The organism is Ruegeria pomeroyi DSS-3 (assembly GCF_000011965.2).
Classification (GTDB): Bacteria; Pseudomonadota; Alphaproteobacteria; order Rhodobacterales; family Rhodobacteraceae; genus Ruegeria_B; species Ruegeria_B pomeroyi.
Window position 1 is genome coordinate 16676 of the sequence record NC_003911.12, and the last position, 25930, is coordinate 42605.

The window sequence follows — 25930 nt, forward strand, 5'->3', positions numbered from 1 at the left end:
CCAAGCGGCAGGGTCAGCCGCCCAGCGCGCGCAGGGTCAGGGGGCAGGGCGATCCGTCATAGAACGCCTCCAGAACCGCGCGGAATTCACCCGGCGCATCCGGCACCGCGGCGAACAGCGTCATGGAAGAACGCAGCTTCTTGGCGTCGATGCTGCCAAGGATATCGTCGGGCCGTTTACCGGCATGGGTCAACATCAGGCGGCTGACCTCGATCAGTCGGGCGCGCAATGCGGGATGGGCCAGATAGGCGGCCGCCTCGTCCAGATCCCCGATCCCGTAAAGCTGCGCCATATGCGACTGGCCGAGTTCGGCCAGCTGCGGAAAGACGAACCACATCCAGTGGCTCGTCTTTTGCCCCAAAGTTAGTTCGCGCAGGACATCCGGCCAGACGGTGTCCTGCGCCTCGACGAACATCTCCAGTTCGTCATCATCGTCAAACTCGTCTTCGCCGATCACTTGCCAGCAACGCGACGGTTGCGGGTCGCAAGCAGTTTCAGCCGCAGCGCGTTCAGCTGGATGAAGCCCTTGGCATCCTGCTGGTCATAGGCGCCGGCGTCCTCTTCGAAGGTCACGTGGGCCTCGGAATAGAGCGAGTGATCCGACCAGCGGGCGACGGTGCGCGCCGAACCCTTGTAGAGTTTCAGCCGGACGGTGCCGGTGACGTGCTCCTGGCTCTTGTCGATCAGGGCCTGCAGCATCTCGCGCTCGGGGCTGAACCAGAAGCCGTTATAGATCAGCTCGGCATAGCGGGGCATGATCGAATCCTTCAGGTGGCCCGCGCCGCTGTCCAGCGTGATCTGTTCGATGCCGCGATGTGCCTCGAGCAGGATGGTCCCGCCGGGGGTCTCGTAGACGCCGCGCGATTTCATCCCGACAAAGCGGTTTTCGACGAAATCCAAGAGGCCGATACCGTGCTTGCCACCCAACTCGTTCAGACGGGTCAGGATGGTTGCGGGCGACATCGCCTCGCCGTTGATCGCCACCGCGTCACCCTTTTCAAAGGTAACTTCGATGAACTCGGGCGTGTCGGGGGCGTCTTCGACCGCGACGATGCGTTGGGCGACGTAATCGGGCGCCTCGACGCCCGGATCCTCCAGCACCTTGCCCTCGGACGAGGTGTGCAGCAGGTTCGCGTCGACCGAGAACGGCGCCTCGCCGCGCTTGTCCTTCGAAATCGGAATCTGATGCGCTTCGGCGAATTCCAGCAGACGGGTGCGGCTGGTCAGATCCCACAGGCGCCAGGGCGCGATCACCCTGATCTCGGGGTTCAGCGCATAGGCGGAAAGCTCGAACCGCACCTGGTCGTTGCCCTTGCCGGTGGCGCCATGGGCCACCGCGTCAGCGCCGTGTTCGGCGGCGATCTCGACCAGACGTTTCGAGATCAGCGGCCGCGCGATCGAAGTGCCCAGCAAATACAGCCCCTCGTACACCGCATTGGCGCGGAACATCGGAAAGACAAAGTCGCGCACGAACTCTTCGCGGACATCCTCGATATGGATGTTCTCGGGCTTGATGCCCAGCAGCTCGGCCTTTTTGCGGGCGGGTTCCAGCTCCTCTCCCTGGCCGAGATCGGCGGTAAAGGTGACAACCTCGCAGCCATATTCGGTCTGCAACCATTTCAGGATGATCGAGGTATCGAGGCCACCGGAATAGGCCAGGACAACTTTCTTGGGCGCGGACATCGGATTTCCCCTTAAACGCATGACGTGTGGGGCCTAGCGGGTTTTGCGGTTGGGGGCAAGTTGTGGTGGTTGACAGAGGCGGGGAAACGAGATGAAACAACAGAGTGCCACACAAGTTATGGTTGAGGGGTGTTTCAAAATGTTAGGTTGGCGGATTTTCCTGTATTCGATCCGGATGGTTCTGCGCAATTGGCGACACGCTCTGCGGCTGGCCCTTGTGCCCGCGATCCTTGGCAGCGTGGCGATGATGACAATAGCCTGGGTCATGCAAAGCGGCCCTGCGTTTGAACAATTTTTCGGGGCAGGGCTCAACGATCTCGACAAGACCGAGATGACCCGCCAGCATACGCTTTCCTCGCTGTTGGTCCTTGTGCCTCAAGCTGTAGCCAGCCTCTGGATCGTGATAACTTGGCATCGGTTCATTCTGCTGGAAGAAGCGCAGGACGGCTGGGTGCCGCCCTTGCGTCCGGGGCGAACCCTCGCCTATTTCGCCCTGTCGGTGGGGATCGTGTTGATCTTTGCGGCTGTCGCGTTTCCTGTTGTCTATGCGACGGTCGTTCTTGCTGCTGCGTTGGGGCTGCGTGGCATGGCGGTTGCGCTCACGTTAGCGGTATTGCTGCTTCTGTCGCCCTTGTCGCAAAGGGCACTACTTGTCCTGCCTGCCTCTGCCATCGGCCAACCGCTGAGTTTCGGTGACGCGCTGACGCTGACACGCGATCACTACTGGACCATGCTGATTGTCGCGGTATCGGGGTCTGCCATGCAACATGGGCTTTCGACCGTGCTGTCTTTCGTAGGCGGAACCTCTACCGTTGGGCCGGTCGCCGCGCTTTTCCTGACGCTGTTGTTGCAACCGCTGCTCTGGGCGAGTGTTCTGACCACTCTCTACGGGGTCTTTGTGGAGAAGCGCCCGCTTGGCTGACGCGCGTACACCAATGTATTCCTTGTCTCGGGCGCGGGGTTGCGGCAGTCAGGTGGAATGAGCGATTTCATGACCCGAGCCCGCGCCGCCGAACAGGCGATGCGCGAAGTTTTCCCCGCCACGCCGTTGCAGCGAAACGACCATCTGTCGGCGCGTTATGGCGCCGATATCTGGCTTAAGCGCGAGGATCTGAGCCCGGTCCGCTCCTACAAGATCCGAGGTGCGTTCAACGCGATGCGCAAGCAGCCGGGGCAGGGGCTGTTCGTCTGTGCAAGTGCCGGCAATCATGCCCAGGGCGTGGCCTTTATGTGTCGGCACATGGGGGTACGGGGCGTGATCTTCATGCCGGTGACCACGCCGCAGCAGAAGATCCAGAAGACCCGCATGTTCGGCGGCGATCAGGTCGAAATTCACCTGACCGGCGACTATTTCGACCAGACGCTGGCCGCCGCACAGGCCTGGTGCGCGCAGGAGGGTGGGCATTTCCTGTCGCCCTTCGACGATGCCGATGTGATCGAGGGGCAGGCCTCGCTGGCCGTCGAGATCGAGGAACAGCTGGGCGGCGTGCCCGATCATGTGGTGCTGCCGGTGGGTGGCGGCGGCATGTCGGCGGGGGTGGCGACCTGGTTCGGGGATCGCAGCCATTGCATCTTTGTCGAACCCGAGGGCGGCGCCTGCCTGCGCGCGGCGCTGGCGGCGGGGCATCCGGTAAAGCTGGATCATGTGGACAATTTCGTCGATGGCGCGGCGGTGGGCCGGATCGGGGAAAAGACATTCGAACTGCTGAAATCGCGGCACATGTCCGATGTGCTGGTGATGCCCGAAGATCGCATCTGCACCACCATCATCGAGATGCTGAATGTCGAGGGGATCGTGCTGGAACCCGCCGGCGCGCTGTCGGTCGAGGCGGTGGCCGATGTGCAAAGCTTTGTCCGGGGCAAGACGGTGGTCTGCGTCACCTCGGGCGGCAATTTCGATTTCGAACGCCTGCCCGAGGTCAAGGAGCGCGCGCAGCGCTATTTGGGGGTCAAGAAATACTTCCTGCTGCGCCTGCCACAGCGACCGGGCGCGCTGAAGGAATTTCTGAACATTCTGGGGCCCGATGACGATATCGCCCGGTTCGAATACATGAAGAAATCGGCGCGCAATTTCGGCTCGGTCCTGATCGGGATCGAAACCGCGAGGCCCGAGAACTTCGAACGCCTTTACGCCCGTCTGGACGAGGCCGGGTTTACCTATACCGATATCACCCGCAACGAGACGCTGGCGCAATTCGTGATCTGAGCGCTCTCAGATATGACCGGGCAGTTCCGATTGGAACACCGATTTCGACGCCTCGAAACTGTTGATGATGGCATCCAGGTCGACCGTGTCCGCATGACCGGCGGCCGATTGCCGCTCGCCATCCTGGCACAGGGCGGAAAAGGACTGAAACCCAAGGCTGAGCGCGCTGCCCTTGAGAAAATGCAGATCCTTTTCAAGCAGGCTGCGATCCGGTGCCTGCCGAAGACGCGTGATCACCTCTTCGACCTCTTCCAGGAACAGGTCCACAACCTCTTCGAAATCCTCCGCACCGACCTCTTCCCGCAATTGGGTCACGCGGGGCCAGTGAATCATGGCGCACCTCCGTTCTCTCTGCCCCATTCACCCATCATTAGGAGATCGAGGGTAAACAGCCGGTAAAGAGAGACGGGACCAAAAGCGGCAATTCTCTCTTTCATGAGATGTTAACGGGGACCTGCCTAGCGTGGGCCGTATCCTTGGCCTTGGTGAAATCGGGACAGACAACAGTGTTGCATGGTAGGGAAATGGAGGCCCAGACCGATATGGAACCGGGCGCAATCCGCCGGGTGCTGGTTGTTGACGACAGCCGGTTGCAGCGCCGCATCCTGTCGAGCTCGCTGAAGAAATGGGGATTCGAGGTGATCGAGGCCGAAAGCGGCGAGGAGGCGATGGAAATCTGCGCTCGCGCCATGCCCGATCTGGTGTTGAGCGACTGGGTCATGCCGGGGATGAGCGGCGTCGATTTCTGCGAGGCGTTCCGGCAACTGAATTCTGACCGATACTGCTATTTCATCCTGCTTACATCGAAGAGCGAAAAGAACGAGGTGGCGCAGGGGCTGGATGCCGGGGCCGACGATTTCCTGATCAAGCCGGTCAGCTCGGACGAGCTGCGGGCGCGGATTTCGGCCGGGGACCGCGTGATCGGCATGCAGCGAGAGCTTTCGGCCAAGAACGAAGTGATCGAACAGGCGCTGGACGATCTGAAACGCGCCCATGACGCCATCGACAAGGACTTGATCCAGGCGCGCAAGATTCAGGAATCGCTGGTGCCCGACTTCAGCCAGGATTTCGGTTCCTCGCGGATCAGCCTGCTGCTGAAACCCTGTGGGCATATCGGCGGCGATCTGGTGGGCATGTTCTCACCCGGGCCGAACCGGGTCGGGTTCTACAGCATCGACGTTTCAGGCCATGGCATCACCTCGGCGATGATGACCGCGCGTCTGGGTGGCTATCTGTCCAGCCGCTATTTCGACCAGAATGTCGCGATGGAGAAGCGGTTCAACAAGTTTTTCGCCCTGCGCCAGCCGCAAGACGTGGCCGAGACCCTCAACTCCCGCCTGATCGCCGATACCGGGATCGAGGAATATTTCACCATGGTCTACGCGATCATGGACCTGCGCAGCGGCATGTTGCGGATGGTGCAGGCCGGACACCCGCACCCGCTGCTCTTGCGTCGGGACGGTACGGCGGAATTCATCGGTGAGGGTGGCGTTCCCATCGGTCTGTTGCCGGGCGTTCCCTTTACCCAGGTCGAGGTGCAGATGGAGGTTGGTGACCGGCTTCTGCTTTACTCCGACGGGTTTACCGAATGCCGCCTTGCCAATGGCGAGATGCTGGAGCCAGAGGGGCTACTGGCGCTGGTCAATGAGTGTAATCCCGAACAGGGCGGTCAGGAGTTTCTGGATGACTTGTTCTGGCGCCTGACTCAGGTCATGTCGCCTGAACACGGGCTTGAGGATGATGTGTCGGCAACGTTTTTCGAGTTTAACGGGCCGTGATCCGCGCCAGATGCCGGGCGGCGAAATGACGGTCGCCGGCATTGCCCAGCAGTTGCGCTGCGCTGTGGGCCGGCATCCACAGGGCGGCGTGATCGGGTTCTGTCGGCGGGCCGATACGGCGCACCGGCCGGGCGCGGTAGATCAGACAGATCTTTTCGGCCCAGAGATTGTATTCCGGCATATAGGCAAAGCGGCGGAACGCCCCTATCCGGCGCGGTGCGGCGATCAGCCAGCCGGTTTCCTCGTAAACCTCGCGATGCAGCGCGGCGACCGGCGATTCGCCCGGATCGATGCCGCCACCGGGCAGTTGCAGGTCGGGATCGGGGTCATACTGGCTGGTCAGCAGCAGATCCGATCCTCGCGGCAGCAGGGCATAGGCTCCGACCCTGCGGGTGTAACGGCGGCCCGGCTCGGGGCTTTCCCCAAAACGTCTGATCATGTAGAGGCCCTTTCAACGCGGCTTGTCCGACCCTATATGGTCGCGATATGCCAAGACTTGGCGTGCAAGGAAACCCATGACACTCGGAACCAAAATCGCGTGGGACGACACTGTCCTGCCCTTTCAGCTCGATTTGCCTGACATGCGTGGCCGCGTGGCGCGGCTGGACGGTGTGCTGGACGGCATTCTGAAACAACACGATTATCCCACAGTGGTCGAGGCCCTGGTGGCCGAAATGGCATTGCTGACCGCGCTGATCGGCCAAACCATCGGCCTGCGCTGGAAACTGTCGCTGCAGGTACAGTCCAAGGGCGCGGTGCGGATGATCGCCACCGATTACTATGCCCCTCGGGCCGAGGGCGAGCCGGCGCGCATCCGTGCCTATGCCGGTTTCGACGCCGACCGGCTGACCGACGGTGCCCCGTTCGATCAGGTGGGTGAGGGCTATTTCGCGATCCTGATCGACCAGGGCAAAGGGACCCAACCCTATCAGGGGATCACCCCGCTGGCGGGTGGTTCGCTAAGCGCCTGTGCCGAGGCCTATTTTGCCCAATCCGAACAGCTGCCGACACGGTTTCAGCTGCGCTTTGGCAAGTCCACCGAACCGGGCGTGCCAGAGCATTGGCGCGCCGGCGGCGTGATGTTGCAGCATATGCCAAAGGCCTCGCCCTTTGCGGCGGGCGGACCGGGAACGGGCGATATCCTGACCGCCGCCGATCTGGTGGACGGCGCCGAGGGCGAGAACTGGAACCGGGTCAATATCCTGCTCGACACGGTCGAGGACCTGGAGTTGATCGGCCCGGCGCTGCCGCCGACCGACCTGCTGGTGCGGCTGTTTCACGAGGAACAGCCTCGTGTCTATGACGCGCAGTCGGTGCGGTTTGGCTGCACCTGCTCCGAAGAGCGGGTGCGCCAGAGTCTGTCGATCTACTCCGTCAAGGATATCGGCCACATGACCACCGACGAGGGTACAGTGACCGCCGATTGCCAGTTCTGCGGCGCGCATTACGTGTTGGATCCGGCCTCGGTCGGGTTCGAGGCGGATCAGGGTGACTGATCCGATCGACAGTTTGATGGCGGCCCTGGCCCGGACCGGGCCTGGGTCGAGCGACTTTGACCTCAACCCGGGCACCATTCTACCCGAGGGGCGCAGGCTGCGCCCCGCCGGGGTGCTGGTGCCGGTGACGCTGGCCCACGGTGCGCCCCGGGTGATCCTGACCAAGCGGTCCTCGGCGCTGAAACATCATCCGGGTCAGATCGCCTTTCCCGGCGGCAAACAGGACGAGGGCGACGCGGATGTGATCGCCGCCGCCCTGCGCGAGGCCGAGGAAGAGATCGGTCTGACCCGCACCCTGCCGCAGGTGCTGGGCACCCTGCCGGCGCATGAGACGGTGACCGCCTTTACCGTCACGCCTGTGGTGGCGGTGGTCGAGCGCACCTTCGACGTCCGGCCCGAGCCGGGCGAGGTCGAAGAGGTGTTCAGCGTGCCGCTCGCACATCTGATGCGGCCCGAGAACTACTCGGTTCAGTCGCGCCGCTGGCGCGGACAGCGGCGGCATTACTTCACCGTGCCTTTCGGGCCCTACTACATCTGGGGCGCCACCGCGCGGATGCTGAGGGGGCTGGCCGAAAGGATGCAGCAATGACCCGGATTGACGAGGCATGGCTGACCGAACCGGCGACGCAACAGGTGTGCCGGGCCCTGACCGAGGGCGGTGCGCAGGCGCTGTTCGTCGGTGGCTGTGTGCGCAACGCACTGTTGGGCGCGCCGGTCAGCGATATCGACATCACCACCGACGCCCATCCCGAGCGGGTGATGGCGCTGGCCGCCGCGGCCGGGATCAAGGCGGTTCCCACAGGCATCGCCCATGGCACCGTGACGCTGGTTGCCAATAGCATTCCGCATGAGGTCACCACTTTTCGCCGCGATGTGGAAACCGACGGCCGCCGCGCGGTGGTCGCCTTTTCCGACTCGATCCACGAGGATGCCGCGCGGCGCGATTTCACCATGAACGCGCTTTATGCCCGGCCCGACGGCACGGTTCTGGACCCGTTGGATGGGCTGCCCGATCTACAGGCGCGGCGCGTGCGGTTCATCGGTGATGCGACCGACCGCATCCGCGAGGATTACTTGCGCTCGCTGCGTTATTTCCGGTTTCACGCCTGGTATGGCGATGCCGAGGCCGGTTTCGATGCCGAAGCGCTGGCGGCGATTGCCGGTAATCTCGACGGGCTGTCCCGCCTCTCGCGCGAGAGGGTGGGGGCCGAGATGTTGAAACTGTTCGCCGCGCCCGACCCGGCGCCCTCGGTCGCTGCCATGCGCGCCGCCGGGGTGCTGGCCCAGCTTCTGCCCGGTGCGGATGATCGGGCGCTGGCGCCGCTGGTACATCTGGAAGACGGGTTGGGGGCCGATCCGATCCGGCGGCTGGCCGCGCTGGGCGACGGCGAAGCACTGGCCTCGCTCCGGTTGAGCAAGGCGCAGATGGCGTTGCTGGACACGCTGCGCCGAGCTGCTTTGGGCACCGCCGGGGCCGGAGAGTTGGGGCACGAACTGGGCGTCGAGGCGGCGCGCGATGCACTTCTTCTGCGGGCCGCGCTGCTGGAACAACCGCTTGACCCGCACGCGCCCGCCGCCATTGCGCGCGGGGCTGCGGCGGTGTTTCCGGTCACTGCCCGCGATCTGATGCCAGCCTATTCTGGCCCCGCGCTGGGCGCGCGGCTTGCCACGCTAAAGGCGCGCTGGATCGCCTCGGACTTCAGCCTGAGCAGGGCGGCTTTGCTGGTTGACAAGGATTGACGCAAGGTCAATCAATTCCTGCGTGACAGGGCGAACCTTGCAAGGTTAGGTTTGCCTCGAAACCGATAGGAGGGATGCGAATGTATTACGGGCTCTGGTTCAGCTGAGGCTGGGATAACCGACCCGTTCGGGTGGTGTCCTGCACGCCGCCTCTTTCGCATATTCCCTAACTGCTCAACGGAGCATCCTTCATGTTTCGCTTTTTCGAAAATCTTGTCGATCCCTTTGTCGCCTATGACGAGACCGACACGCCGCCCACCCGGTTGTGGCCCTTTATGCTGGATTACTCCCAGCCGTTTCTGCGCGTCTTTGTCTGGACTGCGCTGCTGTCGATCATCGTCGCCGGGGTCGAGATCGGGCTGATCTACTACATGGGCCGTGTCGTCGATGTGTTGAACGGCGAACCGGCCGAGGTCTGGGCGCGCTACGGCACCGAGTTCATCGTGCTGGCACTGTTCGTCCTGCTGATCCGGCCTGCGCTGCATGTGGCCGATGTGCTGCTGTTGAACAATGCGATCCTGCCCAATTTCGGCACCCTGATCCGCTGGCGCGCGCATAAACACGTATTGCGCCAGTCGGTCGGCTGGTTCGAGAATGATTTTGCCGGGCGCATCGCCAACCGGATCATGCAGACCCCCCCGGCGGCGGGCGAGGTGATCTTTCAGGTTTTCGACGCGATCTCGTTTTCGCTGGCCTATCTGTTGGGCGCGGCGATCTTGCTTATGGCGGCCGACATCCGGCTGCTGCTGCCATTGCTGATCTGGTTCGCGCTTTATGCTTTGCTGGTGCGCTGGACGATCCAGCGGGTTGGGCCAGCGTCGCAGGCGGCCTCGGATGCGCGTTCGACCGTGACGGGGCGGGTGGTGGACAGCTATACCAACATCCATTCGGTCAAGATGTTCGCCCATGACGACCGCGAGCTGACCTATGCCCGCGAAGCGATCGAGGAAACGCGCCGCACCTTTCAGGTGGAAATGCGGATCTTTACCATCATGGACGTGGTGCTGGTCACCCTGAACGGGCTGCTGATCGTCGGCGTGGTTGGCTGGGCCATCGCGCTCTGGATGCAGGGGCAGGCCAGTGTCGGCCTGGTGGCCGCAGCCTCGGCCCTGACCCTGCGGCTGAACGCGATGACCGGCTGGATCATGTGGGCGCTGACCAGTTTCTTTCGCCAATTGGGTGTGGTGGCCGAGGGGATGGAAACCATCGCCCAGCCCATCGACCTGGTGGATGCGCCGGATGCCCGGCCGCTGGAGCTGAGCGAGGGCCGGATCGAACTGCAACAGCTGTCGCATCACTATGGGCGCGGCGCCGGCGGGCTGGACCAGTTGGACCTGACAATTGCGCCGGGTGAAAAGATCGGGCTGATCGGACGCTCGGGCGCGGGCAAGTCGACGCTGGTCAAGCTGCTGCTCCGGTTCTACGACCCCGATAGCGGTCGCATCCTGATCGACGGACAGGATATCGCCCGGGTGACCCAGAACAGTCTGCGCAGCCATATCGGCATGGTGCAGCAGGACAGCGCCCTGTTGCACCGCTCGGTCCGTGACAACCTGCTTTATGGTCGTCCCGACGCGAGTGAGGACGAGATGATCGCCGCCGCCAAACAGGCCGAGGCGCATGACTTCATCCTGGACCTCGAAGATCCGCAGGGCAGGCGCGGCTATGATGCCCATGTGGGCGAGCGCGGCGTCAAGCTGAGCGGCGGGCAACGCCAGCGGGTGACCCTGGCGCGGGTCATTCTGAAGAACGCGCCCATTTTGCTGTTGGACGAGGCGACCAGCGCGCTAGATTCCGAGGTCGAGGCCGCCATTCAGGACACGCTCTACGGCATGATGGAAGGAAAGACCGTGATCGCCATCGCTCACCGGCTGAGCACAATCGCCCAGATGGACCGTATCCTGGTGCTGGATCAGGGCCGGATCGTTGAAGAGGGCGATCATGCCGACCTGCTGGCGCAGGGCGGGCTCTATGCCCAGTTCTGGGCACGGCAATCGGGCGGGTTTCTGAACACCGAGGCCGCTGAATGAGGTTTGCCGACCTCATCGACCCGTTTCGTGACACCGACACGCCCCCGCCCCAGCGGCTGGGGGCGTTCATTCGCTGGGCATTGAGCGGCGCCTGGCCGGTTCTATTCGTCGCCGCCCTGTTTTCTGCCCTGGCAGGCATGTTCGAGGCGATTACCGCGTGGATACTGGGGCAGGTGGTCGACCGGGCGGTCGAACTTGGTCCCGAAGGGTTTTTTGAGGGCACCAACCTGGCGACAATCCTGGTTGCAGTGGGCTTTTTCGTGTTGATCCGGCCGGTTGCCTTTGGCCTGTCGGCCTTCTCCAACAACTATATCGTCATGCCCAATATCCCGCCGCTTGTGCTGGCCAAGCTGAATCGGTGGACGCTGGGACAATCGGTGGGCTTCTTTGATGACGATTTCGCCGGTCGGATCGCGCAGAAACAGATGCAGACGGCAAGCGCGCTCAGCTCGGTGGTATCCGAGACCATCAGCGCGATCGTCTTTGCACTGGCATCGCTGATCGGCAGTTTGGCCTTGTTAGGGTCTATTCATCCACTGGTCATGTTGCCTTTTGCGGTGTGGCTTTGTGGCTATTTTCTGCTGATCCGCTGGTATCTGCCACGGGTTCGCAAACGATCGGCGGCGCGGGCGGGAGCGCGGGCGATGGTGTCGGGCCAGGTAGTGGACACGATCACCAATATCAAGACGGTCAAGCTGTTCGCACATGCCGAGGCCGAGGATGTGACCGCGCGCAATGCCATGGCCGACCTGCGCGAGAGGTCGCTGGATTTCGGCTGGCTTTCGGCCAGTTTCCGGTTCTTCCTGATGTTGCTGGCGGGTGTCTTGCCGGTGATCCTGCTGGGTTCGGCGCTGATTCTCTGGCGGGCAGGGGATGCCAGCGCGGGCGACGTTGTGGTCGCCGGATCGGTCTCCATCCGTATCGCGCAGATGTCCGGTTGGGTCAGTTTCACGCTGATGAGCCTTTATGCCAACCTGGGAGAGGTGCAGAACGGCATGAACAGTCTTGCGCGGGCTGAACGTATCGAGGATGTCGCGGATGCGCGGCCTTTGGTTGCGGGCGCTGGCAAGATCGATTTCGAGGATGTCGGCTTTGCCTATGGGCGAAAATCCGGCGGGGTCGATGCGTTGTCGCTGACCGTTGCGCCGGGCGAAAAACTGGGGATTGTCGGTGCCTCAGGGGCGGGCAAGTCGACGCTGGTTTCGTTGCTGCTCAGGCTCTATGAAGCGGAAAACGGACAAATCCGCATTGACGGGCAGGATATCACTACCGTGACGCAGGACAGTTTGCGGCGGCAGATCGGGCTGGTGACGCAAGAGACGGCGATGTTCAATCGTTCGGCCCGCGAGAACATCCTTTATGGCCGCCCAAATGCGAGCGAGGCCGAGTTGATCGCCGCCGCGCAAAAGGCCGAGGCGCATGACTTCATCCTGGATCTTGCCGACGCCAAGGGACGCACCGGATATGACGCCCATCTGGGCGAGCGTGGCGTCAAGCTGAGCGGTGGTCAGCGGCAGCGGATTGCGCTGGCGCGCGCTATCCTCAAAGACGCGCCGATCCTGGTGCTGGACGAGGCAACCAGCGCGCTTGACAGCGAGGTCGAGGCGTCGATCCAGACCGCGCTGCACCGGGTGATGGAGGGCAAGACCGTGCTGGCCATCGCGCACCGTCTGTCGACCCTGTCGGAAATGGACCGGATCGTGGTGCTGGATCGCGGCCGGATCGTCGAAAGCGGCACGCATGAAGCGCTTTTGGCGCGCGACGGTCTCTATGCCCGGTTCTGGCATCGTCAGTCGGGTGGCTTTATTCGCACCCAGGCCGCCGAGTAAGGGCTTTTCGCCTCGCGCGTGCCCCTGTATCAGGCGGCCATGACACAAGAGATCACCATTACACGGCTGGGCCATCAGGGCGACGGGATCGCCCCGGGCCCGGTCTATGTGCCGCGCAGCCTGCCGGGCGAGGTGGTCAGCGGCACGCCCGAGGGCGACAGACTGGCCGATATGCGGGTGGTGACACCGTCGCCGCATCGAGTGGCGCCGCCCTGCCGCCATTACCGCGCCTGCGGCGGCTGCCAGTTGCAGCACGCCTCGGACGGGTTCGTCGCCGAGTGGAAGCAAGAGGTGGTGCGCGCCGCATTGGCGGCGCAAGGGATCGAGGCGGTGATGCGCCCCGTTCATACCTCGCCGCCGCAGTCACGCCGCCGCGCAACCATCGCGGTGCGCCGCACTAAAAAGGGTGCGCTTGCCGGGTTTCATGGCCGCGCCTCGGACGTGATCACCGAGATTCCGGATTGCCATTTGCTCGACCCTGCGCTGCTTGCCGCCATTCCGATGGCCGAGGCGTTGGCCATGCTGGGCGGCAGCCGCAAGGGGGTCATGGCGGTCACGCTGACCCTGTCGGTGGCTGGGCTAGATGTGGCGGTGCGCGGTGGCAAGCCACTGGACGGCCCGCTTGAGGTGGCGCTGGGCCAGTTGGCCGAGGTGCAGGGGCTGGCCCGGCTGGCCTGGGAAGACGAGGTGATCGCCATGCGTCACCCGCCGGCGCAAAACTTCGGCAAGGCGGCGGTCGTGCCGCCGCCGGGCGCCTTTCTGCAGGCCACCCGCGACGGGGAACAGGCGTTGTTGGCAGCGGTGCGGGAAACGATTGCGGGCGCCCGCCGGGTCGCCGATCTGTTTGCCGGCTGCGGCACCTTTGCCCTGCCGCTGGCCGAAACCGCCGAGGTGCACGCGGTCGAGGGTGAGAGCGCGATGACTGCCGCGCTTGATCGGGGCTGGCGTCGTGCGCAGGGCCTGAAGCGCGTGACCACCGAGGCGCGCGATCTGTTCCGCCGCCCGCTGCTGCCCGACGAACTGGCCGCATTCGACGCGGTGGTGCTGGACCCGCCCCGCGCCGGGGCCGAGGCGCAGGTGGCCGAACTGGCCCGCGCCAAACCACCCGTCATCGCCTATGTCAGCTGTAACCCGGTGACCTTTGCCCGCGATGCCAAAACGCTGGTTCAGGCTGGATATAGCCTGAATTGGGTGCAGGTGGTCGATCAGTTCCGCTGGTCGGCACATGTGGAGCTTGCGGCGGCCTTCTCGCTGGCCCATATCGGCGGCTAAGCAACGAGGAGCGCGCGATGCAAAGAATGCAGGCCTTTATCGACCGGCCCGGTTTCGGCCGGTTCATTACCGCCGTGATCATGCTGAACGCCGTCGTGCTGGGGATGGAGACGTCGCCCTATCTGATGGAGCGGTGGGGCGGGCTGATCCTGGCCGCTGACCGTATCTGCCTAGGCATCTTCATCGTCGAGATCGCGCTGAAACTGACGGCGCAGCGGCAGCGCTTTTTCCTGAACGGCTGGAACCTGTTCGATTTCGTGATCGTCGGGATCGCCCTGATCCCCGCCGCCGGGGGTCTGTCGGTGCTGCGGGCGCTGCGCATCCTGCGGGTGCTTCGCGTGATCTCGGTCGCGCCGCGCTTGCGCCGCGTGGTCGAAGGCTTCATCACTGCGCTGCCCGGCATGGCCAGCGTGTTTCTGTTGATGACCATCATCTTCTACATCGGCGCGGTGATCGCGACCAAGCTGTTCGCCGCCTCCTTTCCCGACTGGTTCGGCGATCTGGGTCTGTCGGCCTATACGCTGTTCCAGATCATGACGCTGGAAAGCTGGTCGATGGGCATCGTTCGCCCGGTGATGCAGGTCTATCCCTATGCCTGGCTGTTCTTTGTCCCCTTCATCATGATCACCACATTTGCGGTGGTTAACCTGCTGGTCGGTCTGATCGTGAACTCGATGCAGGACGCTCATCACGCCGAGGATGGCGAGCGGACCGATGCCTATCGGGACGAGGTTCTGGCCCGCCTGGAACAGATCGACCAGCGGCTGAATGCGCTTGGTGAAACCAAAAAGTGATTTTGCCCGACCCCGATTCCGGGGTATTCCGGGGACCATTGAGAAAAAGAACGAGGCAGTGATTATGGATCGTCGGCATTTTGGTCTTGGCGCGGCCGCCGCGCTTGGCCTGTCGGCCTGCGGCAGCCAGGACAGCAAGTTCCGCCGCTATTACGGGCCTGCGGTCACCTCGATCGTGATCAACAAGGGCGCGCGTAAGATGTACCTGTTGAACAACGAAAAGGTGCTGAAGGAGTACAAGGTCGAACTGGGTTTTGCCCCGGCAGGGCACAAACAGTTCGAAGGCGACGGCAAGACGCCCGAGGGCACCTATCTGATCGACCGGCGCAATCCCAACAGCGCATTCCATCTGTCGCTGGGCATCTCTTATCCCAACTCGCGCGATGTGGCCTATGCCCAGGCGATGGGCAAGAAGCCGGGCGGCGAAATCTTCATTCATGGCGAGCCCAATGGGTTGCGCGACCGCAAGAAGGCAAAGAAACAGCCGGATTGGACCGCTGGCTGCATCGCCGTCAAGAATGACGAGATCGAAGAGATCTATGCCATGGTGCGCGATGGGACGGTGATCACCCTGCGCGCCTGACGGCGGGCGACCCTGGATGTTCAAAGATCAGACCGCTGCCGGGAGAGACCCAAACCGTCCTGGCGGAGGTGCTGCGCCGATGGTCCACCAGAAATCCGATATCGGCCAGAAGATGGGGCGCGGTCTCTGCAAGGCGGATAAGTTCGGCCTCCAGCGTCGCATGTTCCGACACCTTGGGTTGTCTAAGAAAGCTGATCCAGCCAAAGAGCCGTAAGCGCGGTGCTTTGATGGGTGTTTCGCAAGGGGCAATGGATGCCATGGCCTTTCTCCGGGTGCATTCGCTCACCTTTCAGATTGGGCGCGCGGGCGCTTGCCTTCAACGCAAGCTTTCTCGTAACTTGGCTTAGAAAACCTGATCCAAGGGACATGTGATGCGCTTGCCGCCGCTGAACGCCCTGCGCGCTTTCGAAGCCGCCGCACGCCATAACGGCTATATCGCGGCCGCCGAAGAGCTCTGCGTGACCCGTGGCGCTGTCAGCCGTCATATCAAGCTGCTCGAGGATCATCTGGGCGTTACCCTGTTTCACCGAAATCACCGCGGGGTCGAGCTGACCGCGGCGGGGCGGCAGTTGCTGCCCGTGCTGACCGAGACCTTTGCCCGGATCGCGCGCGAGGCCGAACAGATCTCGGCCATGACGCGGGATGTGCGGATCATCTGCCCGCCGGCGCTGTCCATTCGCTGGCTGTTCCCGCGTCTCGAGGAGTTTCAGGCCGCGCATCCTGACATCCGGGTGCGGCTGACCACCGAGTTCTATGGCGCCAAGGGGTTTGACGATACCGAGCATGATCTGGGTGTTTCGGTCGAACATGTTTCCGGCCGAGGCGCCGGAATCGCCAGCATGCCGCTGTTTCCGATGGTTCTGTCACCGGCCTGTTCGCCGGCGCTGCTGCGCCAGCGACCGCTAAGCGCTCCGGCCGATCTGGCGCGGATGACGCTGCTTCATGAATCCCCTCAGCGCAGGGACTGGGCGCATTGGTTGTCCAGCTTTGGCGTGCGCGGTGTTGATGCGGGCAGCGGGCCGACCTTTCCGAACCTGGATATGGCGGCACGGGCCGCAACGATGGGCGCGGGTGTGGTCATGGCGGATCTGGCCCTGTGTCAGGAAGAGCTGCGCGCCGGAACGCTTGTGCTTCCCTTTCCCGAGATGACCTGCACCACACCGCAAGGAGGGTATGTCCTGCTTGGTGCGCGCGCGCGGTGGGACGAGCCCCATCTGCGGGCGTTTCGCGACTGGGCGGCCAGTAGCTCGGCCGATCTTGTGGCGTGCATGGGCGCCTGACCGGCTGCTGTTATGCCTGTCCGCCTGCCCATTTCCCGAACCCGAACACGATATAGTCGCGCTGATAGACATCGGCGGCCAGCGCCTCGAGCGCGTCGTCATAGATATCACTCAGCGGGATCGGGGTATCGGGGGCGGCGCGCGGCGGCTCGGGCGGTTCGGCATGGCCAAAGCGGCGGGCCAGCGACGGCAGATCGGTGGCGATTTCGTCCTCGCGCAGGATCAGGTCGGGGCTGACGAATTCCGCAAAGCTGCTCAAGGCCTGCGCCTGGCTGCACCACGACCCGTCGATGCGGATTGCGGTCTGCCCGGCCAGGTTCATGCGGACAAATTCCAGAAACGCCTCGAACGCAGCACGGTGATCGGCACGGCCGTAATCCAGCCCCGGGGTGCCTTCGGGAATGGGCAGGCTGAACTGCCGGCGCAGGGTGTTCCGGATCTTGGTGAAACAGCCGGGTCCCTTGTTCAGGATACGGTGGCAGAATGCGGAATGCGCGCGTGCCAGCGGGTGGCGCAGCACAGTAAACGCGCGGTGACCCTCGTTTCCTTTCAGCCAGCCGCGCACCTGTTTCTGGTTCAGCCCGGTGCCCAGCGCCGCATCGACCACCCCGTCGAGATCGGCCATCCAGCGGCGCACCTCATCCTCGGGGCCGCCGCGCACCGGCAGATAGATCAGCGGCGTCACCGCCCCGGTGACATAGGTCGGCACGGCGGGGCCGCGGCGCGGTTCGAAATTGGGGGTTCGGGTCAGGTTGAACCGATCGAGCCCGCTGAGCGCCTCGACCATCTCGCCCGCGTTCACCACCTTGGAGGTAACCGGGCTGGGGTTCTGCCGTTTCAGGCTGTCATCCAGTTGTTCCAGCCGCGCGGAGACGCCCAGCCATTGCGCCAGACCGTTCATTACCGACAGGTCCTGCAGATCCTCGTAAGCGACATAAAACGGGGTCTGGCCGCTGCGTTGCAGGCTGTTGAGAAGGAAGACCTGAAAATCCTGCAACGCCTCGACATGGCGGGCAAATTCCTCGGCATCAAAGCGGGCCTGTGCCTCCTTTCGGCGCTTGATATTGGTCAGCTTCCACTGGCCGGTTTCCTTGGCGATCTTCCACGAGACATAGCTGTCAAGCGGATTGCGGGTCAGGATGATCTTGGCGCAGCGCGGATCGGACAGGACCAGGTCCAGAACGCGCGGATCGTGGTCGTGAAAGAACCGGAACCCCGCCAGCACGCCGCGCGCGTCCCGCACCGCGTCGATCAGGCATTGCGGATCGGCATCGCGCATGTCCTGGCTGACTTCCAGTATCTCGGTCTTGTTGGGATAGCCGATGAAATGGGGGTTGAACGCCTCACCCACGCAGGCAACCCCGTCAAGCGCGTTCAGGTTCGCTTCGAGAAAGTTGGAGCCTGTCCGCATCTCGGCGAAGACGACGAAGTAATCAAAAGGGCTGCTCATGCGTCGTTATCGCACCAGATAGGGTTTGCGTGTCGGTTTGGGGTTGTTGATCGGGGCCGGTTCGACCGGGAAATCCCCCATCAGATAGGGGTGCATGCCCTGGTTCTTGAGGTTCTGCAGGAACTGGCCGAAGCCGGTCAGATCCACCATGGTTGGCGCTTCGGTCAGGCGGCGCGGGCTTGATTGCCCGATCTCGTCCACGATGGTCTGGATCGGCTCCATAGGCGCCTCGACGAATTCGGCCATCGTCCAGATCCGCACCCGCGCCTTGGTCCAGACCGAACGCAGGATTTCCAGATGCTTGCTTTCGATCCGTTGCAGGCGCGCGGCCTCTTTGCGCAGGTCGGCGAAGTTGCGGTTCGATTTGAACAGCGGCACCGCCCAGGCGCCGGTGATGACCGAAATCTGGGCGTTGGGGTCGCGCGCCAGCAGCCAGTCGATTTTCTGATTGTCGGCGGGGCCGAACTGGAAACACTGCCGCTCGCCCCTTGTGTTCCAGATCAGCGAGGTCAGGAAACTGGTCGGGTTATAGTCGCGCAGCAGGGCGCAATCGCTGAGCGCGCCGTTGACCAGCCGCTCGCCGCCGGCGAATTCGGCCCTCTCGGGGCCAAAGAGATGCCCATGCACACGGGTGCCGGTGGCCTTGGCCAGCCAGGGCTCGAAATCCTCGAACAGTTCGGTAAAGCCCTGGAACACGGAATAGGGGTTCGAGGTCAGGCCGTTCTCGTTGCCGTGGCGGGGAAAGCGGCTTTGCATATACAGGCCGTCGCGGCCCCGCGTCCGCCGCTCGACCGCCTTGGCAAAGATGCGGTCGATCTTGCCCGGGTTCGGCTCGGTCCGTTTCATGGCGCCGGCCTGATCGGTCAGAAAGGCCTGATACAGCCGTTCCGCCCGGGGCCATATCTTGCGGGCGACGAAACAGTCGGACCGCCGCAGCAATTGCAGGTGATCGTCGTAGAAGATATGCGGTTTGCCCTGGAAATCGAACTTGCTCAACGTCAGCGAGCGGCTTTCGATATTGGCCGAGAACTGCCGCGCCAGAGTCTGGAAATAGCTTTCATCCGGGATCCAGACCTTGCGGAAATACGCGTCATAGACGGTGCGCTCGGGGTCCTCGAGGATAGCCGAGAGGGTGTGCCGCGTCAGGCACCACCACTGGCTTCCCATATGCGGCACCAGCCCGGCAGGTATCCTGCGTTTGAACCCCAGGCGCCGTTGCAGATTGACGTATTTGTCGAACAGATAGCGGTGCTTTTTCCACGAGAAGGGAAAGCGCAGGGTAAAGCGTTCCTGATCCAGCCCGCCCACGGTCCAGGGCACATCTGCGGTGGTGGCGCTTTCGATGAAATCGGTGCGCGGCCGGGCGGCGAGATAGTCGATCAGCTCTTGCACCGGACGCAGCGGCAGGCAGGAACCGGAGGCAAGGTAGACATGGCGCACATCGGCGAATTCGGCCAGCATCTGCTCGGACGCGGCCTGCGAGGCGGCGACGATCCCCCAGGTGCCCCATTCGCAGCGGTGGCGGGTGCTGAACCGGATCAGCGGGTCCTTGACGCAGGCATCGTGAAACGCCTTGAACGTCTTGCGGGACACCTTTCGGTCGACATGGATCACAACAGGACAGCCCGAGGCGGTCCAATGCTGCGCCACCTGCTGCGCCCGGTCGAGCGCGGTGTGAACCAGCATGACGATGCCAACCGTGCTCATGCCCAGTTCCCCTTGGACATGAGGCCCAGGATCTCGAGCTGGCGCCAGTTGATGTATTTCTCGGACCATTTGCACCACAGGTCCGGCTGGTCCTGCACGCGGTCCGCATAGGCCTTGTATTCAACCGAGTTGGAATAGTGCTGGCGGCGGGTCAGTTCCTCGGCCGCCTTGACGGTGAACGTATCCAGAAACTTGGTATGCAGCAGGGCGCCGCTGGCCTTTTCGCCGCCCCATTCGTCATAGACCTGATTAAGGCCGCGCGGCAGCAAGGCGTGGGTCGAGCTGACATAGGCATACCGCCGGTTCCATTTCACCAGCGGGGTCTTGTTCAGCGCGGGGGCCTTCTTGGGGTTGTCGGGAAAGAACACCCGGCTGCGCGGCCCGCCCTGGATCCACAGATTGCCGTATTCGGGGTTTTTCTTGATCATGTAATTGCCGCTGTCGAACCAATTGGCGATCTCCAGCGGATTCTGCCCTTCGACATAGGGAACGTCGTCAATCCGCCCCTTGGGATAAACGTCGATCAGCATCGCGCTGAAAGACCGGATCGAGGAATTGTCGAGCCAGTCAGTCAGCGCCTGGATCGGGCGGGTATCGCAGAACGGATAGATAAAGAACTCGTCCGGGTCGACCACCAGCACCCAATGGTCATGGGCATAGCTGCGTTTCAGCCAATTCATCCAATCGACGCCGAACGTGGCCGATTTGTAGCTGTGCGTGGTGTGCCAGACCGATACGTCAGATTGCCCGCCGAGATAATCGAGCGTGCCATCGGTGCTGTCATTGTCCACGATCAGGAAATGGTCGATCCCCAGCTCGCGGTAATAGCGCAGGAAATAGGGCAGGCGGATTTTCTCGTTCCGGACGGTGCTGACCAACAGCACGTCGCTTGGGCGAATTGCGGCGGTATTGTTCTGAACGGCGCGCAATTCCCGGGACTTGCGTATGCAACGCAAAAGACGGCGCTTGCGCCGCACTCTCATCCGATAGGAGTCCCAAAGGCTCACGCTGCTATCCACTCTTCTTCTGACGCGAGCATGCCCGGCACCGAAATACCAACAAACCCAAGTGGTATTGCCCGTTTATGTCACTGAAACATCTATGGAAGCAACGGGTTTAGAAAGGGTTACGTCATTCCTGACATTTCTGACTCGTCTTTCCCCCGGTATCGGTTGCATTTTAACCTTCCTCCCAACCTCCGGGTGAAAGAAGCCCGAGATCGTGCAATTGCCGCCAACCCGTGAACCGGGTCGAGGAGGGAGTCCAGAAATCGGGCGAGGCGGTCAGGTCGTCATAGTAATGGTCGAAATCGGCGGGGGTGTGAAAATGCTGTTGGCGGGTCTTCTCTTCGGCCGATCTGGAAACAATGTCGGGCAGGAACTTGGTGTGCAGCAGCACCCCCGAGGGCGCACTGTCGCCCGGCCCGCCATAAACCGCGTTCAGCTGCCGGGGCAGGGCGGAATGGCAAGAGTTCACATAGGCATAGCGCCGGTCCCAGCGGATCAGCGGTATCTTGTTCAGCGTCGGTGAGCGGCGCGGATCATCGGCAAAGAACATCCGTTCGCGCGCACCGCCCTGCACCCACAGATTGCCCAGCGGTTGCTGGCGCTGGGCGCGATAGGGGGCGGCGTCGAACCAGTGCAGGATATCCAACGGATCCTCGCCCGGCGCATGGGTCTGCGCGGCGACCGGCCCCTTGGGGTAAAGGTCCAGCATATGTGCGCCAAAGCAGTTGCGCCCCTGCCGCTCCAGCCAGCCGGTCAGCGCATGCAGGTCGCGGCGGTCGTGATGGGCATAGATCAGCAACTCGTCCACATCGACCATCAGGCACCAATGCCCATGCGCGTGGCGTATTTGCAGCCAGGTCATCCAATCCAGCCCAAAGCGCGCGTCGCGATAGCTGGCCCCGGTCTGCCAGAGCGAGACATCGGGCTGCGCGGCCAGCATCTCGACGCTGCCATCGTCGCTGCCGTTGTCGACCATCAGAAAGTGGCCGACGCCTAGGGTGCGGTAATAGTCCAGGAACCAGGGCAGGCGCAGCACCTCGTTCCTGAGCGTCGTGACGGCCAGAACCTGACCCGGGCGGATCGCCGCCGTGCGGTCGGCCAGTGCGGTCAGCGCGCGTCGGCTGCGGAACGCGCGCCACAGCAGCCGCTGCCGTTTCCACCGCAACCGATAGGCATCGGCCCATCCGATCGGCGATAGCGGCGGTGCGGGGCTGCTGGTCATCCGGTGCCTCGTGTCAGTCCAGCCCCATCGCGGCCATCATCTCTTCGATCCGGGCCACGTCCTCGGGGTTGTTCAGCTCCCAGAACTGGCGCCCGCGCGCCTCGACCTCGACACACAGAACCTTGCGCCCGTTTTCCATGAAACGCAGCTGTTCCAGCCCTTCGAGCGTTTCCAGCGGCCCCATCGGCCAGGTCGGATAATCCGCCAGCGCGCCAGGCCGATAGGCATAGACGCCGACATGGTGGAACACCGGAGTGGGTGCGTCATCGGCATAGATCTGCGAGGTGAAGGGGATCACCTCCTTGGAGAAATAGAGCGCGCTGCGGTCGGCCGCGAACACCGCCGTGGTGCCACCAACCCGGCCATGTTTGCGATCGTTCAGAAACCCGTTCAGCGCCATGCCGTCACAGCGCAGCACCGGTGTTGCGATATCGGCCTCGGGCGCGGCGCGCAGGCCCGCGATCAGATCCTCGACAAACCAGTGCGGGGTCAGCGGCGCATCGCCCTGCAGGTTCACCACGATGTCGAAACCGCCACCCAGCACCGCATGTGCCTCGGCGCAGCGCTCGGTCCCGTTGACGCAATCTGACGAGGTCATGACGACCTCGGCCCCGAAGCCTTCGGCCACCGCGCGGATGCGGTCGTCATCGGTGGCGACCACCACCCGGTCGGCGCCGCTCACCGCCATCGCCGCCCGCCACGAGCGTTCGATCAGCGTCATTTCCGTGCCACTGGCGCCGGTCAGGCTGACCAGCGGCTTGCCGGGATAGCGGGTCGAGGCATAGCGGGCGGGAATGGCGATGAGGACGGACATTCAGGCTTCCTTGAGGGTGACGCTGGGGGCGTAGGCGATGAAGAACGGGTTGGCATAGCCGTCCTTGCCATAGGTCAGCGGCTGGTGATTGTCGAAACGTACCACCTTGCCCCCGGCTCCGGCCAGAACCGCGTGACCGGCGGCAGTGTCCCATTCCATGGTACGGCCAACACGCGGGTAAAGATCGGCCTCGCCCGTGGCCACCAGACAGAATTTCAGCGAGGATCCGGCGCTCTTGCTGTCCTTGACGGCGTATTTGCCGATGTAATCCTCGGTCGCCTGGTCGCGGTGCGATTTCGACGCCACCACCAGCAGCGCGGCATTGTCGGCCTCGGCCACCCGGATCGGAGAGAGGTCACCGGGCGTTTCCTTGTCCAGTCCGCCGGTCTCCTCGACCGAGCTGCCATCCGCCAGAGTATAGAACATCCGTCCCTTGGCCGGGGCATAGACCACGCCACGCGTGGGCGTGCCGTTTTCCACCAGCGCGATATTGACGGTGAAATCGCCGCGCCGGTTGATGAATTCCTTGGTCCCGTCCAGCGGATCGACGATCAGGAAGGTGTCGCCCGTCTGGCTGTGCGAGGCCGCCTGTTCCTCGGTCACCAGCAGGATATCGGGGAAGGCCGCGCGCAAGCCCGCCGAGATCAGCGCGTCGGCTGCCTCGTCCGCCTCGGTCACCGGGCTGGAGTCCGATTTGACCTTCACGCCGAAATCGTCGGCGTTGTAGATGGACATGATCACATCGCCCGCCTCAAGCGCGAGACGGCGAATGACGGGAATTAGTTCCTCGTAGGTCACAAAAAAGCTCCGATCATGGGATTTGTTGATCCAAGATGCAGGAGCCCTTATGCTGTGATGGCAACGGAACGGCAAGAATTCCGTGCGAAGCTTGGGCAATTCAACGGAAAGCAGCAACGTGTTTCGATATCGGCAGCACAAATCCCTATTGAGCGGCGCCATCACCATGGCCGAGCTCATCTTTCACAACGTGGTGCGCGGCGTCCGTCAGGGCCATTCCAATGCCTATGCGGCGTTGGGCAAGAACATGATGCAGATCCTGGTCTTTGTGCTGGTGTTCTACATGATGTTTTCGATGCTGGGGCTGCGCGGTTCGGCGATCCGGGGCGATTTCCTGCTCTACATCATGTCGGGCATTTTCCTGTTCATGGTGCACATCAAGACGGTGGGTGCGGTTGCCGGGGCCGAAGGGCCCAACAGCGCGATGATGAAACATGCGCCCATGAACACGATCATTGCCATCCTCTCGGCGGCTTTGGGGTCGCTCTATACCCAGCTGCTGACGCTGTTCCTGATTCTCTTTGGCTATCATGTCGCTTTCAAGCCGGTCGAGATCGCCGATCCTGCCGGTGCGTTCGGCATGTTGATGCTGGCCTGGTTCACGGGCTGTGCGGTCGGGTTGGTGTTCCTGTCGATCAAGCCCTGGGCGCCGATGCTGGTGGGGGTGATGACCACGCTTTACCAGCGCGCCAACATGATCGCCTCGGGCAAGATGTTCGTTGCCAATACCTTGCCGGGTTACATGCTGGCCATGTTCGACTGGAACCCGCTGTTTCACGCCATCGACCAATGCCGTGGCTTCGTGTTTCGCAACTATTTCCCGCATAACAGCAACTGGCACTATTCGCTGTGGCTGGGGATCATCCTGATCATGATCGGGCTGATGGGCGAATTCTATACCCGCCGGCATGTCTCGGCCAGCTGGTACGCGCGGCGATGAGGTGGCTTGTCGCCCTGCTGCTGGTGCTTGCCGCACCGCTTGCCGCCGATCCGGTGCCCGCATTGTTCGATGTGACCGGGGTTGCCGCCGATGATGTGCTGAACGTGCGCGAGGACCCTTCGGCCGGGTCCGAAGTGATCGGCACGCTGGCGCCCGATGCGGTCGGGGTCGAGGTTGTCGACCTGACCTTTGGCGGCGACTGGGGCCGGGTGAACGTGAACGAGACAAGCGGTTGGGTCTCGATGCGCTACATGCAGCAGCAGCCCGAGTCCGACGGGGTCTGGATGACCCCGCGTTTCACCTGTTCCGGGACCGAGCCGTTTTGGTCGCTGACCGTCGAACAGGGGGTCGGGGCGCGGTTCCAGATCATGGGCGAGGCAGAGCAGGCTCTGCCGGCCGGTCTGCTCAGACCCGGGGCGGGTTTGATCGACCGCTTTGCCCTGCCGCTGGGCCATAACCTCGCCATCCTGCGGCAGATGCAGTGCCATGACGGCATGTCCGACCGGGCCTATGGGCTGGATGTGGGCCTGATGCTGAACGGATCGCTTTACGCCGGCTGCTGCACGCTGTTGCCGAACTAGCCCGCAACCCGCAGCGTCAGGTTCAGCCGCCCGCCTTTGGGCAACAGCCGGGACGAGCCGAACCGGATCCGGTCGATCCCGTGATAGATCAGCCGCGCCGGTCCGCCCATCACCACCACATCGCCCGAGTTCAGCCAGACCGATTCCGTCTTGCCTCCCCGGCTGGTATTGCCGATGCGAAACAGGGCGTCATCGCCCAGTGACAGCGACACCACGGGCCAGGTCAGATCGGCTTCGTCGCGATCCTGGTGCAGGCCCATCCGGGCGCCCTCGCCATAATAGTTGATCAGGCAGCAATCGGGCGCGCGATCCTGACCCGTGACCCCGTGCCACAGATCCAGCACCTCGGGCGGAATCGCGGGCCAGGCCATGCCCTTCGGATGGGTCGGCTGATAGCGATAGCCGCCCTTGTCGGTCACCCATCCCAGCGACCCTGCCGAGGTCATCCGCACCGACAGCGGCTTGCCGTTCGGCATGGTGGGGGTGAACAGCGGCGCGGCCTTCAGAACCGGGCGCAATGCCTCGATCAGCCGTGCCTGGGCCGGCCCGTCGAGCGCGCCTTTGCGAATCTCGACACCACGCAGGTTCAACATGGTCATTCCCGGACGGACCCTTTCCTTGACGAAGCCTTGTCAAAAAGCATGCAGATTCGCGAAAACCTGCAATTCTGCATGCTTGCAGCACCTGTTTCCGCCCCCTATATACGCCGGGACGCGCCGT

The 25930-nt window shown here is 63.1% G+C and carries 26 protein-coding genes; 14 read left to right on the top strand and 12 right to left on the bottom strand.

Going from position 1 to position 25930, the window contains the following annotated elements; all coding sequences use genetic code 11:
- Positions 1 to 13: 13 nt before the first annotated feature.
- Together SPO_RS00085 and SPO_RS00090 are read right to left on the bottom strand one after the other, a co-directional pair.
- Entirely contained in the window at positions 14 to 415 is a 402-nt protein-coding gene (locus SPO_RS00085) for a DUF1810 domain-containing protein (protein WP_051420411.1), read from the bottom strand.
- A 38-nt stretch (positions 416 to 453) separates the two neighbouring features.
- Positions 454 to 1683 (bottom strand): argininosuccinate synthase, encoded by a 1230-nt coding sequence (locus SPO_RS00090; protein ID WP_011045790.1) that lies wholly within the window; start codon positions 1681 to 1683, stop codon positions 454 to 456.
- Between the two features lie 91 nt (positions 1684 to 1774).
- Here SPO_RS00090 and SPO_RS00095 point away from each other — a divergent pair, with 91 nt between their 5' ends.
- Both SPO_RS00095 and ilvA read left to right on the top strand, forming a co-directional pair.
- Entirely contained in the window at positions 1775 to 2605 is an 831-nt protein-coding gene (locus SPO_RS00095) for a hypothetical protein (protein ID WP_011045791.1), read from the top strand.
- A 57-nt stretch (positions 2606 to 2662) separates the two neighbouring features.
- Positions 2663 to 3889 (top strand): threonine ammonia-lyase IlvA, encoded by a 1227-nt coding sequence (ilvA, locus tag SPO_RS00100; RefSeq protein ID WP_011045792.1) that lies wholly within the window; start codon positions 2663 to 2665, stop codon positions 3887 to 3889.
- Positions 3890 to 3895: 6 nt separating this feature from the next.
- On the opposite strand, the gene SPO_RS00105 is transcribed toward ilvA, so the two are convergent.
- A complete protein-coding gene (locus tag SPO_RS00105) occupies positions 3896 to 4222 on the bottom strand; it encodes an Hpt domain-containing protein (RefSeq protein WP_044027719.1) in 327 nt (108 codons plus the stop codon).
- A 191-nt stretch (positions 4223 to 4413) separates the two neighbouring features.
- Between SPO_RS00105 and SPO_RS00110 the strand changes: the two genes are divergently transcribed.
- A complete protein-coding gene (locus tag SPO_RS00110; RefSeq protein ID WP_044027720.1) occupies positions 4414 to 5667 on the top strand; it encodes a PP2C family protein-serine/threonine phosphatase in 1254 nt (417 codons plus the stop codon).
- On the opposite strand, the gene SPO_RS00115 is transcribed toward SPO_RS00110, so the two are convergent.
- On the bottom strand, positions 5654 to 6106 hold the full coding sequence (locus SPO_RS00115) for an NUDIX hydrolase (RefSeq protein WP_011045795.1): 453 nt from the start codon (positions 6104 to 6106) through the stop codon (positions 5654 to 5656). The genes SPO_RS00110 and SPO_RS00115 overlap by 14 nt on opposite strands.
- A 76-nt stretch (positions 6107 to 6182) precedes the next feature.
- Between SPO_RS00115 and SPO_RS00120 the strand changes: the two genes are divergently transcribed.
- From SPO_RS00120 to SPO_RS00155, 8 genes are all read left to right on the top strand, one after another.
- Positions 6183 to 7163 (top strand): Hsp33 family molecular chaperone HslO, encoded by a 981-nt coding sequence (locus SPO_RS00120; RefSeq protein ID WP_011045796.1) that lies wholly within the window; start codon positions 6183 to 6185, stop codon positions 7161 to 7163.
- 16 nt (positions 7164 to 7179) lie between these two features.
- Complete coding sequence (locus SPO_RS00125) at positions 7180 to 7752, top strand: CoA pyrophosphatase (protein WP_011045797.1); 573 nt, start codon at positions 7180 to 7182, stop codon at positions 7750 to 7752.
- Positions 7749 to 8903, top strand: a complete 1155-nt coding sequence (locus tag SPO_RS00130) for a CCA tRNA nucleotidyltransferase (RefSeq protein WP_011045798.1) — start codon at positions 7749 to 7751, stop codon at positions 8901 to 8903. The genes SPO_RS00125 and SPO_RS00130 overlap by 4 nt, the downstream gene beginning before the upstream one ends.
- A 191-nt stretch (positions 8904 to 9094) precedes the next feature.
- The gene (locus SPO_RS00135) at positions 9095 to 10933 is read left to right on the top strand and encodes an ABC transporter ATP-binding protein (RefSeq protein WP_011045799.1); all 1839 of its coding nucleotides are present in this window, start codon (positions 9095 to 9097) and stop codon (positions 10931 to 10933) included.
- Entirely contained in the window at positions 10930 to 12762 is a 1833-nt protein-coding gene (locus tag SPO_RS00140) for an ABC transporter ATP-binding protein (RefSeq protein ID WP_011045800.1), read from the top strand. The genes SPO_RS00135 and SPO_RS00140 overlap by 4 nt, the downstream gene beginning before the upstream one ends.
- 39 nt (positions 12763 to 12801) lie before the next feature.
- A complete protein-coding gene (locus tag SPO_RS00145) occupies positions 12802 to 14034 on the top strand; it encodes a class I SAM-dependent RNA methyltransferase (RefSeq protein ID WP_044027721.1) in 1233 nt (410 codons plus the stop codon).
- A gap of 17 nt (positions 14035 to 14051) precedes the next feature.
- Positions 14052 to 14828 carry an ion transporter gene (locus SPO_RS00150; RefSeq protein WP_011045802.1) on the top strand — a complete coding sequence of 259 codons (777 nt, stop codon included), beginning with the start codon at positions 14052 to 14054 and terminating at the stop codon, positions 14826 to 14828.
- A 64-nt stretch (positions 14829 to 14892) separates the two neighbouring features.
- The gene (locus SPO_RS00155) at positions 14893 to 15411 is read left to right on the top strand and encodes a L,D-transpeptidase family protein (protein ID WP_030003157.1); all 519 of its coding nucleotides are present in this window, start codon (positions 14893 to 14895) and stop codon (positions 15409 to 15411) included.
- Here SPO_RS00155 and SPO_RS00160 read toward each other — a convergent pair.
- Positions 15395 to 15670, bottom strand: a complete 276-nt coding sequence (locus SPO_RS00160) for a hypothetical protein (protein WP_144083935.1) — start codon at positions 15668 to 15670, stop codon at positions 15395 to 15397. The two genes, SPO_RS00155 and SPO_RS00160, sit on opposite strands and share 17 nt — an antisense overlap.
- 112 nt (positions 15671 to 15782) lie before the next feature.
- Here SPO_RS00160 and SPO_RS00165 point away from each other — a divergent pair, with 112 nt between their 5' ends.
- Positions 15783 to 16691 (top strand): LysR substrate-binding domain-containing protein, encoded by a 909-nt coding sequence (locus SPO_RS00165; RefSeq protein ID WP_011045805.1) that lies wholly within the window; start codon positions 15783 to 15785, stop codon positions 16689 to 16691.
- Between the two features lie 10 nt (positions 16692 to 16701).
- Here the strand turns inward: SPO_RS00165 and SPO_RS00170 are convergent, their stop codons facing one another.
- The 6 genes from SPO_RS00170 to cysQ form a co-directional block, all read right to left on the bottom strand.
- Positions 16702 to 18141: a sulfotransferase family 2 domain-containing protein gene (locus SPO_RS00170; protein ID WP_011045806.1), complete on the bottom strand. Its 1440-nt coding sequence runs from the start codon at positions 18139 to 18141 to the stop codon at positions 16702 to 16704.
- 6 nt (positions 18142 to 18147) lie between these two features.
- Complete coding sequence (locus SPO_RS00175; protein WP_044027728.1) at positions 18148 to 19848, bottom strand: beta-1,6-N-acetylglucosaminyltransferase; 1701 nt, start codon at positions 19846 to 19848, stop codon at positions 18148 to 18150.
- Positions 19845 to 20831, bottom strand: a complete 987-nt coding sequence (locus SPO_RS00180) for a glycosyltransferase family 2 protein (protein WP_044027729.1) — start codon at positions 20829 to 20831, stop codon at positions 19845 to 19847. The genes SPO_RS00175 and SPO_RS00180 overlap by 4 nt, the downstream gene beginning before the upstream one ends.
- Before the next feature lie 196 nt (positions 20832 to 21027).
- Entirely contained in the window at positions 21028 to 22077 is a 1050-nt protein-coding gene (locus SPO_RS00185) for a glycosyltransferase family 2 protein (RefSeq protein ID WP_011045809.1), read from the bottom strand.
- Positions 22078 to 22090: 13 nt separating this feature from the next.
- Positions 22091 to 22891, bottom strand: a complete 801-nt coding sequence (locus SPO_RS00190; RefSeq protein ID WP_011045810.1) for a 3-deoxy-manno-octulosonate cytidylyltransferase — start codon at positions 22889 to 22891, stop codon at positions 22091 to 22093.
- Entirely contained in the window at positions 22892 to 23689 is a 798-nt protein-coding gene (gene cysQ, locus SPO_RS00195) for a 3'(2'),5'-bisphosphate nucleotidase CysQ (RefSeq protein ID WP_011045811.1), read from the bottom strand.
- A 166-nt stretch (positions 23690 to 23855) separates the two neighbouring features.
- Between cysQ and SPO_RS00200 the strand changes: the two genes are divergently transcribed.
- Positions 23856 to 24629 carry an ABC transporter permease gene (locus SPO_RS00200; RefSeq protein ID WP_144083936.1) on the top strand — a complete coding sequence of 258 codons (774 nt, stop codon included), beginning with the start codon at positions 23856 to 23858 and terminating at the stop codon, positions 24627 to 24629.
- The gene (locus tag SPO_RS22085; RefSeq protein ID WP_011045813.1) at positions 24626 to 25210 is read left to right on the top strand and encodes a COG3650 family protein; all 585 of its coding nucleotides are present in this window, start codon (positions 24626 to 24628) and stop codon (positions 25208 to 25210) included. The genes SPO_RS00200 and SPO_RS22085 overlap by 4 nt, the downstream gene beginning before the upstream one ends.
- Here the strand turns inward: SPO_RS22085 and SPO_RS00210 are convergent.
- Positions 25207 to 25809, bottom strand: coding sequence for an alpha-ketoglutarate-dependent dioxygenase AlkB family protein (locus SPO_RS00210; RefSeq protein WP_044027730.1), 603 nt, complete (start codon positions 25807 to 25809; stop codon positions 25207 to 25209). The genes SPO_RS22085 and SPO_RS00210 overlap by 4 nt on opposite strands.
- Positions 25810 to 25930: the final 121 nt, after the last annotated feature.

Coding starts and splice junctions, on each gene's coding strand:
- SPO_RS00105 (WP_044027719.1), bottom strand. CDS start 4,222: ATGATTCACTGGCCCCGCGTGACCCAATTGCGGGAAGAGGTCGGTGCG.
- SPO_RS00130 (WP_011045798.1), top strand. CDS start 7,749: ATGACCCGGATTGACGAGGCATGGCTGACCGAACCGGCGACGCAACAG.
- SPO_RS22085 (WP_011045813.1), top strand. CDS start 24,626: ATGAGGTGGCTTGTCGCCCTGCTGCTGGTGCTTGCCGCACCGCTTGCC.
- SPO_RS00120 (WP_011045796.1), top strand. CDS start 6,183: ATGACACTCGGAACCAAAATCGCGTGGGACGACACTGTCCTGCCCTTT.
- SPO_RS00095 (WP_011045791.1), top strand. CDS start 1,775: ATGAAACAACAGAGTGCCACACAAGTTATGGTTGAGGGGTGTTTCAAA.
- SPO_RS00085 (WP_051420411.1), bottom strand. CDS start 415: ATGTTCGTCGAGGCGCAGGACACCGTCTGGCCGGATGTCCTGCGCGAA.
- SPO_RS00135 (WP_011045799.1), top strand. CDS start 9,095: ATGTTTCGCTTTTTCGAAAATCTTGTCGATCCCTTTGTCGCCTATGAC.
- SPO_RS00145 (WP_044027721.1), top strand. CDS start 12,802: ATGACACAAGAGATCACCATTACACGGCTGGGCCATCAGGGCGACGGG.
- SPO_RS00155 (WP_030003157.1), top strand. CDS start 14,893: ATGGATCGTCGGCATTTTGGTCTTGGCGCGGCCGCCGCGCTTGGCCTG.
- SPO_RS00180 (WP_044027729.1), bottom strand. CDS start 20,831: ATGAGAGTGCGGCGCAAGCGCCGTCTTTTGCGTTGCATACGCAAGTCC.
- SPO_RS00140 (WP_011045800.1), top strand. CDS start 10,930: ATGAGGTTTGCCGACCTCATCGACCCGTTTCGTGACACCGACACGCCC.
- SPO_RS00115 (WP_011045795.1), bottom strand. CDS start 6,106: ATGATCAGACGTTTTGGGGAAAGCCCCGAGCCGGGCCGCCGTTACACC.
- SPO_RS00110 (WP_044027720.1), top strand. CDS start 4,414: ATGGAGGCCCAGACCGATATGGAACCGGGCGCAATCCGCCGGGTGCTG.
- SPO_RS00200 (WP_144083936.1), top strand. CDS start 23,856: ATGGCCGAGCTCATCTTTCACAACGTGGTGCGCGGCGTCCGTCAGGGC.
- SPO_RS00160 (WP_144083935.1), bottom strand. CDS start 15,670: ATGGCATCCATTGCCCCTTGCGAAACACCCATCAAAGCACCGCGCTTA.
- SPO_RS00210 (WP_044027730.1), bottom strand. CDS start 25,809: ATGACCATGTTGAACCTGCGTGGTGTCGAGATTCGCAAAGGCGCGCTC.
- SPO_RS00175 (WP_044027728.1), bottom strand. CDS start 19,848: ATGAGCACGGTTGGCATCGTCATGCTGGTTCACACCGCGCTCGACCGG.
- SPO_RS00165 (WP_011045805.1), top strand. CDS start 15,783: ATGCGCTTGCCGCCGCTGAACGCCCTGCGCGCTTTCGAAGCCGCCGCA.
- ilvA (WP_011045792.1), top strand. CDS start 2,663: ATGAGCGATTTCATGACCCGAGCCCGCGCCGCCGAACAGGCGATGCGC.
- SPO_RS00125 (WP_011045797.1), top strand. CDS start 7,180: ATGGCGGCCCTGGCCCGGACCGGGCCTGGGTCGAGCGACTTTGACCTC.
- SPO_RS00185 (WP_011045809.1), bottom strand. CDS start 22,077: ATGACCAGCAGCCCCGCACCGCCGCTATCGCCGATCGGATGGGCCGAT.
- SPO_RS00190 (WP_011045810.1), bottom strand. CDS start 22,891: ATGTCCGTCCTCATCGCCATTCCCGCCCGCTATGCCTCGACCCGCTAT.
- SPO_RS00090 (WP_011045790.1), bottom strand. CDS start 1,683: ATGTCCGCGCCCAAGAAAGTTGTCCTGGCCTATTCCGGTGGCCTCGAT.
- SPO_RS00170 (WP_011045806.1), bottom strand. CDS start 18,141: ATGAGCAGCCCTTTTGATTACTTCGTCGTCTTCGCCGAGATGCGGACA.
- SPO_RS00150 (WP_011045802.1), top strand. CDS start 14,052: ATGCAAAGAATGCAGGCCTTTATCGACCGGCCCGGTTTCGGCCGGTTC.